The organism is Kitasatospora sp. NPDC097643 (genome assembly GCF_040302625.1).
Taxonomy (GTDB): Bacteria; Actinomycetota; Actinomycetes; order Streptomycetales; family Streptomycetaceae; genus Kitasatospora.
In genome coordinates, this window is record NZ_JBEOSA010000035.1 from 40,116 (window position 1) to 55,407 (window position 15,292).

Sequence of the window (15,292 nt, forward strand, 5' to 3'; positions counted from 1 at the left end):
ACCTTGCGGTGAAGACGGGGAACCGGCGGGCGCGGGCCCTGCGTCTGACCGGTGAACAGACCGCGGTACGGCCGTGCGATGGCAATAAGGGCCGGTCGGGCGGGGTGTGCGCGGCCGTCCGGCGGCCGGTGGCGGAGACTGTACAGGTACACGGGGCGGGGCGTCGGCTTCCCGAAATCGGGTCTGCCGGTGCCCCGCCGGGCGTTGAGGAGGCTGGGATACGTGGGCGAGTCCCCCGACAGGGTGCTGAGGGACGGCGAGCGGGAGCGGGACCGCGAGCGCGAACGGACCGGGGCGGCCGCCGGCACCGGTCCGGCCGCCGGGGGCGGCTCCACGACGGCGTCCGGGACCGCGTCCGGGACCGGGGAGGCGCCTTCCGTCGAGACGCCCGAAGGGGCGTCCGGCGAGGCGTCCGGTGAGGTCTCCGGCGCCGTTTCCGGTGACGCGCCCACGGGGGCCAAGGGCGGCTCGACCGTGCAGCTCCGTGTCCGGGATGTGGACAGCCGGACGACGATGCTGCGACTGCCGGTGGACCAGAAGACCACCGCACTCCGGCTGCCCGAGGAACTGGTGAAGCCCGAGCCGTCCGGTGACGCCGAGGACGGAGAGGGTGCGGAGCCGGACGTGCCCACCGGCAAGGGCACCGGCGACGGCGCCGCCGAGGCCGCGGAGCCCGCCGACGGACCGTCCGGTGTCGACCCGCGTCTCGCCATGCGGACGACCGCGGCCGCCCCGGCGAAGGGCGCCGAGGCCGCGTCGGACGACACCGGGAAGGCCGAGGAGGCCGAGGGCGTCGCGGAGGCTGCGCCCGCTACCCCCGCCGCGCCCGCCAGACCGGTACGGCTCGCCAAGCCGGGGAAGACGGGGAAGACGGGGACGCCGGGACAGCCGTCGGCGACGGCGACGGCATCGGCATCGGCGCCGGCGGAGAAGCTGGAGAAGCCCAAGCCGCTGACCGCCCCCGCGGCTGCCGCCACGGCCCCCGCCGCCGGAACCGTGCCGGAGCCCCCGGCCCCGAGCCCGCTGCCCGAACCGTCCCCCGTCCCGGAGCCGGTGCCCGAGCCGCACCCGGCGCCCAAGCCCGTCCCCGAACCCGAACCGGTACCCGGCCCGGAGCCGCTCCCGAAGCCGGCCCCCCGGCCCGAGCCCGGCCCCGCCCCGGCCCCCGAGCCGCTGCCCACCCCCGACCCGCAGCCCGTGCCACCCACCCCGCCGCTGCCCCGCCCCGAGCCGCTGCCGACCCCCGAGCCGCTGCCCCAGCGGGAGAACCCGGAGAACACCGCCGAGGCGATGGAGGTCCTGGCGGCCCTCAACGCCCGCCCGGTCTCGCCGCTGCGCCGCGCCCTCAAGCGGATCACCATCTGGACGGTCTTCCTGGCCGTCGTGCTCGGCGCCGTGGTCGTGGCCCAACTGCTGCGCCCGCTGCCGGAGTCGAAGGTCCGGATGTCGGCGGCGAGCAGCTACACCTTCCCCGGCGACCCGCTCGACCTCGCCTGGCCGGCCAAGGGCCAGTCCGCGGCCGAGGTGGTCGGCGTCGGCCCCCTGGGCAGCTCCGGCCAGGAGACGCCGGCCTCGATCGCCAGCGTCACCAAGGTGATGAACGCCTACCTGATCCTCCAGAAGTTCCCCCTGAAGAAGGGGGAGAGCGGCCCGAAGATCATCGTCGACAAGCAGGCCGCGCAGGAGTCCGGGAACAGCGACGAGTCCCGGGTCACCCTCACCGAGAACCAGGTGCTGACCGAGTACCAGGCGCTGGAACTGCTGATGCTGCCCTCGGCCAACAACGTGGCCCGGCTGCTCGCCCGGTTCCACTCCGGCACCGAGGAGGCGTTCGTCAAGCAGATGAACGACACCGCGGCCAAGTTCGGCATGAGCAACACCACCTACGCCGACCCGGCCGGCTACAACTCGGACACCAAGTCCACCGCCAAGGACCAGCTGAAGCTCGCCGAGCAGGTCATGCAGGACGAGATCTTCCAGCAGATCGTGGCCACCCCGGACACCACCTTCAACAACCAGAAGATCTACAACACCAACACCCTGATCAACGCGAAGAACGGCGTCATCGGCGTCAAGACCGGCTCCAGCACCCCGGCCGGCGGCTGCCTGATGTGGGCCGCCTACAAGGAGATCGGCGGCGTGCGGCGGCTGATCCTGGGCGTCACCCTGGGCCAGCCCGCCACCTCCTCGGCGCCCGCCGACGGGATCCTCCCGACCGTGCTGAAGGTCAGCGGCAAGCAGATCCAGGCCGCGCAGAACGGGCTGACCGGCCAGACCCTGGTCAAGCAGGGCGAGGTGGTCGGCTACGTCGAGGACGGGCTCGGCGGCAAGGTCCCGGTCGTCGCGACCAAGGACGTCGTGGTGGCCGGCTTCCCCAGCATCACCGCCGGCCTGCGCCTGGACCCGACGAAGGTCGGCCACACGCTGAAGGCCGGCGAGAAGGTCGGCGTGCTGCGCACCGGCGAGGGCGGCGGCAAGGTCGAGGTGCCGGTGGCGTTGCAGTCGGACCTGAACCCGCCGTCGATCATGTCCCGGCTGACCCGGTTGTTCTGACAGTCTGCCTGTTCTGACACCCCGCCTGTTCTGACGCCCCGGCGGGGCGAACACGAGAGGGGGAGCCGGTCCGACCGGCTCCCCCTCCGTCGTTTCTCACGCGCCCGTCAGCTGTCGCGGTCCGTCAGCCGGAGTGCTCCGTCAGCTGTCGCGGTCGAGCAGGGCGAGGGTGACCCCGCCGAGCGGCCGCACCTGATCGGGGGTGCCGTACCGCGCGAGGAGCACCTTGGCCCACTCCGGCGGCAGGGCGGCCAGCGGGTCCTGGGTGTCCCCGAGGACGAGCAGCCACAGCCGGCTGCCCTGGCCCGTGCAGGCCTCCGGCCGCTCGCAGGGCACCGGCGACAGGTCCTCCGCCTCCACGGCGCTCTGTGCGACGAACACCGGGTACGGGTGGACGCGCTCCGGCAGGAAGTAACTGACGCCCGGCCAGACCATCGCCCAGCTCTGGTTGCCCAGCGGCGCCGCCATGCCGTCCCCGGGGCGGAACCCGGCGGTGATCAGCTCGGCCGCCGCGCGGAACGGCTCCTGCGAACCGTTGTGCGAGCCGACGTAGCGCACCTGGGGCTGGTCGGGCAGCGCCGCCACGGCCGGTACCGCGAGCAGCGCCAGCGCCAGCACACCCGCCGTCACCCGGGCCGGCCCCGGCGTGGGGAACACGGCCCGGCCGGTCCCGGTCCGGGCCGCCACCGCCGCGTACACCGCGCCGACCCCGCCCCCGGCGAGCACCGCCCAGGCGGGCACCGTGAACAGCAGATACCGGTCGAGGAAGTACGAGGTCGAGCCCCGGGACATCAGCCAGACCCCGACCACCGGCAGTTCCGCCAGCAGCAGCGCCTGCCAGGCCTGCCACCGCCGGCCGGGCAGCGCCAGGGCCGGCAGCGCCAGCAGGACGAAGGCGTAGTACACGTGGTCCGAGCCGAACAGGTGCTCGCCGAAGCGCACCAGGCCGCGGAAGGACGGCGTGGCGATCCAGCCCAGCTGACGGTCCGACTGCCGGCTGCCCAGCAGCATCACCGGCACCACCGGCAGGGCGGCGACCGCCACCGCCAGCGGGTACTGCCACAGCAGCCGCCGGTCGACCGCCGCGCGGGTGCGCCACAGGTGCACCAGCACCAGGGCGGCCTGCCCGGCCACCGTGCTGAAGGAGATCAGGTGCCCGGCGCCCGCCGCCGCCATCGCGAGGCAGTACGGCGCCCACCGCCGCCACCCCGGGTTGTCCAGCGCCCGCAGCAGCAGCCAGGTCGCCGCCGCGATCGCGCAGGTCACCAGCGCGTACGAGCGCGCCTCCTGCGCGTACCGGGAGACCGGCGGCACCACCGTGAACAGCAGCCCCGCCGAGACGGCCGCCACCCGGCCGCCGAACAGCCGCTCGGCGGCCAGCGCCACGAAGGCCGCCGCCCCCGCCATGGCCAGCACGGACGGGAACCGCAGCGCGATCACCGAGTCGCCGAACACCGCCGTCCAGCCGTGCATCAGCAGGTAGTACGCCCCGTTGCTGGCGTCTATGTGCTGGAGCAGGCGCAGCAGGTCACCCAGCGACCGGGTGGCCACCGTCCAGGTCGCGATCTCGTCCCGCCACGGCTCCGGGGTCCCCAGCCGGTACCCGCCGACGCCGAGCATCACCACCGCGGGCCACAGCCACACCTGCCCCAGCAGGCGGACGACCGGGTGCGCAGCAGCTTTCATCGGGTCCTTCTTTTCCTTCCCTCGGCCGAGGGAGTGTTCGAATCACTGCTCGGCAGGCTACTTGACCCGACCTGACGCCTCGTCGGCGCCCGGCCCTCGTGGCCCCGTCCGATGGATCCTGTCGGGCTCGCGGCGTCGGGATCCACCGGACAGGCCCCGACCCGGCCCGTGACAGCCGCCCGGACGCCCGCGCCTCGCCGCGGCCGGCACCGCCCGAGGACCCGCCCCCGCCCCCGGCCCGCCGGCCACCGCGCCGCCCCACCCGGCCACCACCAAGATCACCGAGCCGCCCCCCGGCCGCCGCCCGACCCGCTAGACTGTCCCAGCGGTCATCCCGCCCGCCTCAGTAGCTCAGGGGATAGAGCACGGCTCTCCTAAAGCCGGTGTCGCAGGTTCGAATCCTGCCTGGGGCACAGTGTGGCAGCGTGTCGAAGGGCCTCCCGTCAGTGACGGGAGGCCCTTCGGCGTGGTGCGGGTCCGGCGCGTCCCGGGCTCTAGCGGACGGCCTCGTCGGGGTGGTCGGCGCCGTCGCCGAGCAGGTCGGAGCCGCGGGGCGGCCGGACGGCCGGGACGACGATGCGTTGGACCCGGGGCCTGGTGCGCCAGTTGACCCGCCGTACGTCGCGGGCGAGCGCGCCGGGGCGCCAGAGTTCGATCGCGGCGGTCACCGCGCCGAGCACCACTCCGGCGGCCAGCCAGCCGGCGAGCACGTCGCTCGGCCAGTGCACCCCGAGGGCGATCCTGGTCCAGCCGATGGTCAGGACGGTGGCCCCGGCGACCGCGCAGGCGGCGATCCGGCCGCGGCGGCGGACCCGGTACCAGAGCAGGCCGACCAGGACGGCGCAGGTGATCGCCGAGGCCATGGCGTGCCCGGAGGGGAAGGCCGGGCCGCCGGCGTGCGAGACCGGGTCGGTGAAGGACGGCCGTTGGCGGTCGACGGCCAGCTTGAGTGCCCACTGACCGGCCCAGCCGACCAGGGCCTGGGCCGCCACCCAGCCGGCCAGCATCCGGGCGCCGATCAGCCAGAGCCAGCCCGCCGCGATGCCGAGCAGGGCACGCATCGTGATCGTGCCGCCGATGTCGGACAGCGTCTGCACCGAGGCGGTCCAGATCTTGTGGTCCCGGGCGTACCGGTGCAGCTCGCCGACCCAGCCCAGGTCGAACCGCTCCAGCGGCTGCCAGTGCCGCGTCACCAGAACGGCGAGGAGCCCGAACAGCGCGGCGCAGACCACCGCGACGGCCGAGTCCCGGAGGAGACGGCGGTGACGCGCGGTGACGGAGGTCGAGCTGTTGGTCAGGTGCATGGCTGACACCTTCCCAGTGTCCCAGACCGATCGGGCGCCGGGGCGATAGCGATTTGGCATCTTTTGTGGGGAGGACCTGCGTGCGCCGGGGCGCGGGAGCGGGCGGGAGCCGGGGCGTACGGGAACGTCCGCGGCCGTTCGCGGGTTCACCGGGTGGGGCGGCGAACGCGTGTGGGTCCGGTGGCGGAAGCGTTCCGAAGTGGTCGCCCGAGCGGCACCCGAGGTGCCCGACCGGTCACTCAGCGTCCAGGACCGGTGTGAAAACCGGCAGGATACTGCATCGGCGGGAAGAATCTGAGTGACTTGGGAATGTTGTCCGGATTCTGTTCGTTGGATCGTTACGTGTGAGCCCCTCCGGGCCCGCACTTCTTGCCCTCTCGGGCAGGCAGGCAGACCTCGGCAACACCAGCAAAGGGAGCAAGCATGGCCACCCGTGCCGTCGTTCGCGACAGGGCCGACCGGACTCGCGCGGCCCGCCCGACCAACCTTGAGGCCGACCGCGACCTGGTCGGCATGTACCTCGACGAGATCGCCAGGACGCCCCTGCTCGATGCCGCCGAGGAGGTCGAGCTCTCGCTGCGGATCGAGGCCGGCGTGTACGCCCAGCACCTGCTGGACGAGGGCGAGCTCCCCGAGGGCGTCACGCGCGAGGAGCTGGAGGCGATAGCCGACGACGCCGAGCGCGCCAAGGACGTCTTCATCCGCTCCAACCTCCGGCTCGTGGTCGCGGTTGCCCGCCGGTACCCGCGCAGCGGCCTCCCGCTGCTGGACCTCATCCAGGAGGGCAACGCGGGCCTGGTGCGCGCCGTCGAGAAGTTCGACTACGCCAAGGGTTTCAAGTTCTCCACCTACGCGACCTGGTGGATCCGGCAGGCGATCACCCGGTCGATCGCCGACCAGTCCCGCACGATCCGGCTGCCCGTGCACCTGGTCGAGGAGCTGGGGCGGATCCGGCGGGTGCAGCGCGAGAAGTCCAAGGAGCTGGGCCGCGAGGCCGAGCCGGCCGAGATCGCGGCCGAGCTGGACACCACCGAGGCCCGGATCAAGGACGTGCTGGACTGGGCCCGCGACCCGGTCAGCCTCAACATGTCGGTCGACGACGAGGGCGAGACCCAGTTCGGCGACCTGGTTGAGGACACCGGGGCGACGTCCCCCGAGGACGCCGTGATGGTCATGCTCCGCCGGGAGGAGCTGGACGACCTCATCGGGCGGCTGGACGACCGCACGGCCTCGATCATCCGCTCCCGCTACGGGATGGAGGACGGCCGCGAGCGCACCCTCACCGAGGTGGGCAAGCAGCACGGCCTGACCCGTGAGCGGATCCGCCAGATCGAGAAGCACGCGCTGGCCGAGCTGAAGAAGATCGCCGACCACGCGGGCTTCGAGGCGGCCTGACCGGTCCCGAAGGCCCCGAATCCCACCGGGCCCTGGCGCGGAGCACTCCGCACCGGGGCCCGCGGCATGCCACGGGGCTCTTAGGCTGGAGGGACAGGACGATTCGGGCGAGCAAGTGGAGTGGGGACAGGATGAGCGAGCAGGAGCCGCAGCGGGAGCAGGGGCAGGACGAGGCGCGGGAGCAGGGGCAGCAACCGGGCGAGTCGGGTCAGCCGGGCCGGCCGGGCCTTCGCCGGGCCCCGGCGAAGGCCCGGCTGATCTTCCGGGACCCGTTGGACCAGCAGTCCCGGGACGACACCGACACCGGCTGGGGTGAGCGCCCGGGCGCGGGCGCGGGGGAGAGCGGTGGGCGGGGGCTGGACTGGTACCTGAGCCAGCGCCCGCCGCACCACGGGGACTGACCCCCCACCCCCCCACCCCCCGCCTTCCCTCCCTCCTCCTCCTTCCCGCTTCCTCCTCTTCCCCTTCCCCATCGCTGCGGTCAGCCCAGCGGGGCGACCAGCGCGTCGCGGATCTCGGTGAGCAGTTGGACCTCCTTGGCCTCGGCCTCCGCGGCCACCTCGGCGAGGGTCTTGCGCCTGGCGGCGAGCCTGTTCATGGGCACGATCAGGACGAAGTAGACGACGGCTGCGGTGATCAGGAACTGCAATGCGGCGCTGAGCACCGATCCCCAGAGGATGAGGATCCCGGATGACACCTCGCCGGTGGCGCTCACCTCGCAGGGCCCCTTGAGGCAGGAACTGTAGGACCCCAGGTCCTTCGTCCCGAACACGCCGACGATCGGATTGATCACGCCCTTCACGAAGGCGTTGATGATGTTGGTGAAGGCCGCGCCGATGACGACGGCGACGGCGAGTTCGACGACATTTCCACGCAGCAGGAATTCCTTGAAGCCCTTCATGCCGCCTCGAACGACGGAGTCGTTCCTGGGTTACGGGTGATCTTCCGCAGCCTGGGATTGACAACCCGTTCGGCCCACCGCACCGGCCGGGGGCGGCAGCCCGGCCCGCGCGGGCCCGGCCGCGAGTGCCGCGGCCACCGCGAGCAGCACCAGGGCGGGCACCCCGCCGCACCGCCGCACGGCGCGCCGCCAGCGGTGCCACCGGCCGGCCCCGCGCCGGATCGGCGGGAAGCTCGGCACCTCCTGCCGGGGCGGGACGGCGGGCGGGGGCAGCGGAACGGAGAGGCTCATGGTCGTCATCGGTCACCACCGGGGTCGTCGGGCGACCGCCCGGCCGGGGCTGGTCGGTCTCTGGTGACCCCCACGATGAGGGCCCGGAGCCGCCCCGGGAAGCGGCTATCCGCAGCCTGTGGACAACTCGGGCCTGTGGACAACTTCGTTCACCCGTGCGAGCGGATCGGGTCGTTCCATGCTGACGAAGGCGCCCCGCACCGACAGACCGGAACGGGGCGGCCGGGCAGGCGAAAGGCCCGCCGCCCCCGCGCGCTGCGGGGTCGACGGGCCTTTCCCGTGCTGAGGTCGGCCGGAGCCGTGGTCAGCTCGCGGCCGGAGCCGGGCTGGCCGAGCTGGTCGAGCCGCTCGACGACGAGCTCGACGAGGAGCCCGAGGACGCCGTCGAGGAGGACGACGCCGAGGAGCCGGACGAGGAGCCAGAGCTCACCGAGCTGCTGGAGGACGAACGGCTGTCGGTCCGGTAGAAGCCGGAGCCCTTGAAGACCACACCCACGGCCGAGAAGACCTTGCGGAGCCGCCCCTGGCAGTCGGGGCACGTGGTCAGTGCCTCGTCGGTGAACTTCTGCACCGCCTCCAGGCCGTTGCCGCACTCGGTGCACTGGTACTGGTACGTGGGCACTTGTCTTCCTCCTGGCACTCTCGCCTGATGAGTGCTAACGATGGTCAATGATGCGGTATTCCGCTGGATCAGTCCAGCGACTCCGATGTGAGATGAGCCGGGATCCGGGCCGTGAACCGCCCCCGGCGCACCTCCTGCCACCGCCGCCACGCACCCGCTCAGCCCTTGGCGGCGCCCACCAGCTGCGGCGCCCCGGCCCGCTCCGACGAGGACACACCCGCGGACACACCCGCGGACGCGCCCGCGGAGACACCCGCGCCGACGTCCGAGCCGGCGACCACCGTGCTGACCCCGCCACCACGCCGCGCGGCGCCCGGCGCGACCAGCAGGTGCCGCAGCGAGACCAGCGCCAGCAGGCCCAGCCCGGCGCCGGCCACCGGCACCACGAACCCGGCCGAGGCCCCGTGCCCGTCGATCAGTCGCCCGGCCGCCATCGAGCCGGTGGCCAGGCCGAGGCCGATGGCGCCGGTCAGCCAGGTGAAGGCCTCGGTCTTGGCGCCGTCCTCGACGAGCGTCTCGACCAGGGTGTAGCCGCTGATCAGGGTCGGTGCGATGGCCAGGCCGCAGACCAGCCCGGCGACCGACAGCGCGACCAGGTTGGGCATCGCCCACAGCGTCGAGCAGCCCAGCACCAGCAGGCCGTAGCTCATGATCATCCGGTGCTGGACGGCCCGCCGCCAGGCGATCACGCCGTACAGCACGCCGGCCAGCATCGAGCCGCCGGCGAAGATCCCGTACACGGTGCCGGCGGCGCCGTGCTGCCCGACCGAGTCGGCGAAGGCGTTCACCGAGACCTGCATGCCGCCGAACACGGCGCCGACCCCGAGGAAGGTGCCGGCCAGCAGTCGGACGCCCGGCGAGGAGAGCGCGGAGACCCGGCGGGCGCCGGCCACCGGCGCCACCCGGGCGGGCGCGGTGCGCCGCTGGGCGGCGAAGGCCAGGCCGCCGACGAAGGTCAGCGCGGCCTCGACGACCAGCCCGGTCGAGGGGCTGACCGAGGTGGCGATGGCGGCGGCCAGGATCGGGCCGATCACGAAGGTGAACTCGTCCGTCACGGACTCGAAGGCGAACGCGGTGCTCACCTTGGCCGCGGACGAAGCGGACGCGCCCTCGGCGGCGAAGGTGGCGACCCAGCGGGCGCGCACCATCGCGCCGATCTGGGGGATGCTCGCCCCGGCCGGGGCGGCGGCCAGGAACAGGCTCCAGGCCGGCGCGTGGCCGAGCGCCAGCGCGATCAGCGTGCCGACCGAGGCGGCGTGCACCACAACGGTCGGGACCAGCACGGCGGCCTGGCCGTACCGGTCGGCGAGCCGCCCGGTCTGCGGGCCGATCAGGGCCTGGGCGACGGCCGCGACGGCCGCGACGGTGCTGGCGGTGCCGTAGGAGCCGTGGGTCTCCTTGACGAGCAGCAGGATGCCCATGCTGAGCATCGCGTAGGGCAGTCGCGCGATGAACGCGGGCGCCAGGAACGTCCAGGCGCCGGGCGTGCGCAGCAGCGTCCCGTACCCGGCGCGGGCGGGCGCCGCGGTGTCGTGCGTGCTGGTGGCGCCGGGCGAGGTGGTGGTCTCCTCGACGCTGTCGACCGTTCGGCGGGCCGTCACGGTCGGTCCTTCCTGCTGCCTGGTAGCGCGGCAGGGCATGGTGTGGCCCCGACGGCGCCGAGAGTCGTCCTCTCGCGCGTCGACCGGGGTAGATACCGGGCCGGTCCGGCGGGGTGGCCGGGGCCGGGCCGCGGCCGCCGAGCGGTCGCGCCAACTCTGCGTCAGGCAGATGCTGGGTTTGGTCTCTCCATCATACAGTTACGCGCGTAGATGTCGCGCTCACCCCCACACTACAGGGCAGATCCAAAATTGTCCTGCCGATTGAAGGTGAACGGAGGGTTAAGGCCTCAGAATCACGCCAGCAAGCAATCCCCGCCCATAAGGCCTCCCCGCCCGCGGGCCCTCACCGCCCGGTGAGCCACCCCGCCAGCTTGCCGCCCTTGTCGACGGCCCGCAGCCGCCGCTCCGCCGCCTCGCCGACCTCGTCCGTGGTGACCACCAGCAGCTCGTCCCCGCCGCGCAGCACCGTCGCCCGGTCCGGCACGAAGGAGTTCCCCTCCCGCACGACCAGGGTGACCGCCGCCCCCTTGGGCAGCCGCAGCTCGCTCACCTCCACCCCGGACATCCGGGAGGCCGGGGAGAGCGCCACCGACAGCAGGTGCCCGTGCAGCTTTTCCAGCGGCGCGGACTCGATGTCGAGGTCCTGGCCCATCGCGCCCTCGCCGATCTTCAGCCGCTTGGCCACCCAGGGCAGCGTCGGGCCCTGGAGCAGGGTGAAGACGACGACCAGGATGAAGACGATGTTGAAGACGTCCTGGGCCTTCGGCGCTCCCGACACCATCGGGATGGTGGCCAGCACGATGGGCACCGCCCCGCGCAGCCCGGCCCAGCTGAGCAGCGCCTGCTCCTTCCCGGGCACCTTGAACGGGGTCAGCGTGAGCACCACCGAGAGCGGGCGGGCCAGGAACACCAGCACGCCGCCGATCACCAGTGCGGGCACCACGGAGGAGCCCATGGTCTCGGGCGTGCAGAGCAGGCCGAGCAGCACGAACATGCCGATCTGCCCGATCCAGGCCAGGCCGTCGGCGAAGCCCCGGACGGCCGGTCCGTGCGGCAGCTTGGCGTTGCCCAGGATCACCGCGCTGATGTAGACGGCGAGGAAGCCGGAGCCGTGCAGCAGCGCGCCGCCCGCGTACGCGAGCACGGTGAGCGCCATGACGGCGATCGGGTAGAGGCCGGAGGAGGGCAGCGCGACGTGCTTGACCCCGTACGCGCCGAGCTTGCCGACCGCGAAGCCGACGGCCGCGCCGATCGCCAGCTCGGCGACGATCGTGCCGACCAGGACGTACCAGGGGTCCAGCTCGCCGGTGGTGGCGAAGGCGACGACCAGGATGACGACCGGTGCGTCGTTGAAGCCCGACTCGGCCTCCAGCAGGCCGGTGAGCCGGTGCGGCAGCGGGACCATCCGCAGGACGGAGAAGACCGCCGCGGCGTCGGTGCTGGAGACGATCGCGCCCAGCAGCATCGAGGTCCGCCAGTCCAGGCCGACCAGCCAGTGCGCGCCGGCCGCGGTGACGAAGACGCTGACCCCGACGCCGAGGGTGGCCAGCACGGTGGCGGCCGGCATCACCGGCTTGACCTCGCGCCAGCTCGTCTTGAGACCGCCCTCGGCCAGGATCACCACGAGCGCCGCGTAGCCGAGCACCTGGGTCAGCTCGGCGTTGTTGAAGGTGATGCCGATCCCGTCCTGGCCCAGTGCGACCCCGATCCCGAGGTAGATCAGCAGGCTGGGCAGCCCTGATCGGGTCGAGATCCGCACGGCGACCACCGCGACCAGGAGGATCACGGAGAACTCGAGGAGGAGCTGGTTCAGGTGGTCGACGTTCACGCAGTGGCACCTCGGGCAGGCAGGGGCGGGCGGGGTGTCTGGTGGTGCTGGGGTGACCCGTCGGGGAGCCGGCGGCAGGTGGGGCCGGCCGTCGGCGCTAAGGAGTCGTCAATGCTCCCCTTGCGGATCGTTACTCAGTCTAACATTTTGCCATATCTTTAGCTTGCCGCTTTCCACAGGCCCCCCACCAGGCGTTCCGGGTCTCGGCGTTGACCTCCTCCGATGTCACGGTGAGCGTCCCCCGTGCACGCCGCCCGGTCGACTCGGCCTAATGTGGTGCCCTGTCACGGCCGCAGGCCCTGGACACGCCCGCCCGCCCCGAAGTCGAGGACCGCAAGGACCCAGATGCCCCGCTCGAAGAAGTTCCGGCGCGCCCGTCTGATCGTGATCGTGCTGGTCGTGCTGCTGGTGGCCGGCGTCGGCTACGGCGGATACCGCGGGGTCGCCGCGGTCCGCGCCTCCTTCCCGGAGGTCGACGGCAGCGTCAAGGTGGCGGGCCTGAGCGCGCCGGTCGACGTCAAGCGGGACGCCAACGGCATCCCGCAGCTGTACGCCGACACCTCCGAGGACCTCTTCCGCGCCCAGGGCTACGTCCAGGCGCAGGACCGATTCTGGGAGATGGACGTCCGGCGGCACATCACGGCCGGCCGCCTCTCCGAGATGTTCGGCGACGGCCAGGTCGACACCGACGCCTTCATCCGCACCATGGGCTGGCGGCAGGTGGCGCAGAAGGAGTTCGACACCAAGCTCTCCGCCGACACCAAGAAGTACCTCCAGGCCTACGCGGACGGTGTGAACGCCTGGCTCGCCGAGCACCCCGGCGGCGAGAAGGCCTCGCTGGAGTACGCGCTGCTCGGCGCCGTCAACGGCGACTACAAGCCGGAGCAGTGGACCCCGGTCGACTCGGTGGCCTGGCTCAAGGCGATGGCCTGGAACCTCTCCGGGAACCTCCAGGAGGAGATCGACCGCTCGCTGCTGGCCCAGGACTTCGGCCCGGACAAGATCGCCGAGCTGTACCCGGAGTACCCGTACGCCCGCAACGGCACGATCGTGAAGACCGGCACCGTGGTCGGCGACACCTACCGCCCCGCCGACGGCACCGGCCAGGCCGGCGCCACCGGCGGCACCGCCCAGGGCGCGACCACCACCAAGGCGCTGCTCAAGGGCCTGACCGACCGGATCGACGGCATGCCGCAGCTGCTCGGCCGCCCGGGCCAGGGCATCGGTTCCAACTCCTGGGTGGTCGCCGGCACCCACACCACCAGCGGCAAGCCGCTGCTGGCCAACGACCCGCACCTCGGCCCCGGCCTGCCCTCGGTCTGGTACCAGATGGGCCTGCACTGCCGGAACGCCTCGCCGGCCTGCCAGTTCGACGTCTCCGGCTTCACCTTCGCCGGCCTGCCCGGCGTGGTGATCGGCCACAACAAGGACGTCGCCTGGGGCTTCACCAACCTCGGCGCCGACGTCACCGACCTCTACCTGGAGAAGGTCACCGGCCCGGACACCTACCAGGTCGACGGCAAGGACGTGAAGTTCGAGCTCCGCAAGGAGACCATCAAGGTGGCCGGCGGCGACGACCGCGTCATCACCGTCCGCACCACCCAGACCGGCGCACCGCTCATCTCCGACCAGCGGACCGAGCAGCAGAACGTCGGCAAGTACGCCCCCAACGGCAGCGCCGCCCCCGACCGCGGCACCGGCGGCTACGGCGTCGCCCTGCAGTGGACGGCGCTCAACCCCGGCAAGACCATGGACGCCGTCTTCGAGCTGGACAAGGCGAAGAACTGGGACGAGTTCCGCACCGCCGCCAAGGACTTCGCCGTCCCCGCGCAGAACCTGGTCTACGCCGACGCCAAGAACATCGGCTACCAGGCCCCCGGCGACATCCCGGTCCGCGGCAAGGGCGACGGGAGCTACCCGGCCCCCGGCTGGGACTCCGGCTACCAGTGGAAGGGCTCGGTCCCCTTCACCGCGCTGCCGTACAGCTTCAACCCCTCCGCCGGCTACATTGTCACCGCCAACCAGGCCGTGGTGGACCCGGCCTACAAGTACCTGCTCACCAAGGACTGGGAGTACGGCACCCGGGCCAAGGAGATCACCGAGCAGATCGAGGGCCTGCTCAAGAACAACGGCCGGATCTCGCCGGACGACATGCAGAACCTTCAGCTGGACAACACCAGCATCATGGCCAGGACGCTCGTCCCGCTGCTGCTCAAGCAGCAGATCGACGACCCGTACGTGCGCGAGGCCCAGGACCTGCTGAAGGACTGGAACTACCACCAGGACGCCGACTCGGCCGCCGCCGCCTTCTACAACGGCGTCTGGCGCCAGCTGCTCGGCCTCGCCTTCGGCCAGAAGTTCCCGGCCGACCTGCGCGCCAAGGGCAACTGCCTGCTGGTCCGCCAGCAGGCCGACCCGACCAAGCCGGACAGCGCGGGCAACGCCCCGATCGTCACCGAGTGCGGCACCCGCGACCCGGGCAAGGCCCAGCCGGACGGCGGCGACCGCTGGACCGAGGTGGTCCGCCAGCAGCTCGACAAGCCCGACAGCTCCTGGTGGACGTACATCGACTCCCAGCACAAGGAGCAGAAGGGCCTGGACAACCTGCTCAAGGAAGCGATGCGCAACGCCCGCCAGGACCTCACCTCGCTGCTCAGCAAGGACGTCTCCACCTGGAGCTGGGGCCGCCTGCACAAGCTGACGCTGCGCGAGCAGACCCTCGGCACCGACGACTCCTCGATCGCCTCCGGCCTGGTCCACCGGCTGCTCAACCGCGGCCCGTACCGCCTCTCCGGCGGCTCGGCGGCGGTCGACGCGGCCGGCTGGAACGCGGCGGCCGGCTACGAGGTGGACTGGATCCCGTCGATGCGGATGGTGGTCGACCTGAGCGACCTCGACTCCTCGCGCTGGATCAACGTCGGCGGCGCCTCCGGCCACGCCTTCCACGACAACTACAACGACCAGACCGACCTCTGGCTCAAGGGCAGGCTGCTGACCTGGGCCTACACGCCGGACGCGGTCGAGAAGGCGACCAAGCACAAGCTGGTGCTCAGCAACGGCTGACGCCCGCGCGACGAACGACGGCGGCCCCGCTCCTCCCGAGCGGGGCCG

General features: G+C 72.5%; 11 protein-coding genes and 1 tRNA gene. 5 read left to right on the forward strand and 7 right to left on the reverse strand.

Translation table 11 applies throughout. From position 1 onward, the window contains the following. Positions 1-222: 222 nt before the first annotated feature. Positions 223-2,553, forward strand: coding sequence for a hypothetical protein (locus ABTY15_RS22570; protein WP_350596859.1), 2,331 nt, complete (start codon positions 223-225; stop codon positions 2,551-2,553). A 141-nt stretch (positions 2,554-2,694) separates the two neighbouring features. On the opposite strand, the gene ABTY15_RS22575 is transcribed toward ABTY15_RS22570, so the two are convergent. Continuing rightward, a complete protein-coding gene (locus ABTY15_RS22575) occupies positions 2,695-4,239 on the reverse strand; it encodes a glycosyltransferase family 39 protein (RefSeq protein WP_350596861.1) in 1,545 nt (514 codons plus the stop codon). 340 nt (positions 4,240-4,579) lie between these two features. On the opposite strand from ABTY15_RS22575, the gene ABTY15_RS22580 reads away from it, so the two are divergent. Beyond that, positions 4,580-4,652: transfer RNA gene (locus tag ABTY15_RS22580), tRNA-Arg, on the forward strand. A gap of 81 nt (positions 4,653-4,733) precedes the next feature. On the opposite strand, the gene ABTY15_RS22585 is transcribed toward ABTY15_RS22580, so the two are convergent. Then, the gene (locus ABTY15_RS22585; RefSeq protein ID WP_350596864.1) at positions 4,734-5,543 is read right to left on the reverse strand and encodes a phosphatase PAP2 family protein; all 810 of its coding nucleotides are present in this window, start codon (positions 5,541-5,543) and stop codon (positions 4,734-4,736) included. A gap of 423 nt (positions 5,544-5,966) precedes the next feature. Here ABTY15_RS22585 and ABTY15_RS22590 point away from each other — a divergent pair, with 423 nt between their 5' ends. Both ABTY15_RS22590 and ABTY15_RS22595 read left to right on the forward strand, forming a co-directional pair. Then, on the forward strand, positions 5,967-6,938 hold the full coding sequence (locus ABTY15_RS22590) for a sigma-70 family RNA polymerase sigma factor (protein WP_350596868.1): 972 nt from the start codon (positions 5,967-5,969) through the stop codon (positions 6,936-6,938). 131 nt (positions 6,939-7,069) lie between these two features. Beyond that, positions 7,070-7,339, forward strand: a complete 270-nt coding sequence (locus tag ABTY15_RS22595) for a hypothetical protein (RefSeq protein WP_350596871.1) — start codon at positions 7,070-7,072, stop codon at positions 7,337-7,339. An 80-nt stretch (positions 7,340-7,419) separates the two neighbouring features. Here ABTY15_RS22595 and mscL read toward each other — a convergent pair whose 3' ends face one another. The 5 genes from mscL to ABTY15_RS22620 form a co-directional block, all read right to left on the reverse strand. Continuing rightward, complete coding sequence (mscL, locus tag ABTY15_RS22600; RefSeq protein WP_350596873.1) at positions 7,420-7,839, reverse strand: large conductance mechanosensitive channel protein MscL; 420 nt, start codon at positions 7,837-7,839, stop codon at positions 7,420-7,422. A 30-nt stretch (positions 7,840-7,869) separates the two neighbouring features. Next, on the reverse strand, positions 7,870-8,139 hold the full coding sequence (locus ABTY15_RS22605; RefSeq protein WP_350596875.1) for a hypothetical protein: 270 nt from the start codon (positions 8,137-8,139) through the stop codon (positions 7,870-7,872). A gap of 295 nt (positions 8,140-8,434) precedes the next feature. Then, positions 8,435-8,752 (reverse strand): FmdB family zinc ribbon protein, encoded by a 318-nt coding sequence (locus tag ABTY15_RS22610; protein WP_350596879.1) that lies wholly within the window; start codon positions 8,750-8,752, stop codon positions 8,435-8,437. Positions 8,753-8,910: 158 nt separating this feature from the next. Beyond that, positions 8,911-10,248: an MFS transporter gene (locus ABTY15_RS22615; protein WP_502893566.1), complete on the reverse strand. Its 1,338-nt coding sequence runs from the start codon at positions 10,246-10,248 to the stop codon at positions 8,911-8,913. A 448-nt stretch (positions 10,249-10,696) separates the two neighbouring features. After that, positions 10,697-12,181 (reverse strand): potassium/proton antiporter, encoded by a 1,485-nt coding sequence (locus ABTY15_RS22620; RefSeq protein ID WP_350596887.1) that lies wholly within the window; start codon positions 12,179-12,181, stop codon positions 10,697-10,699. A 345-nt stretch (positions 12,182-12,526) separates the two neighbouring features. Here ABTY15_RS22620 and ABTY15_RS22625 point away from each other — a divergent pair, with 345 nt between their 5' ends. Further along, the gene (locus ABTY15_RS22625; protein ID WP_350596890.1) at positions 12,527-15,244 is read left to right on the forward strand and encodes a penicillin acylase family protein; all 2,718 of its coding nucleotides are present in this window, start codon (positions 12,527-12,529) and stop codon (positions 15,242-15,244) included. Positions 15,245-15,292: the final 48 nt, after the last annotated feature.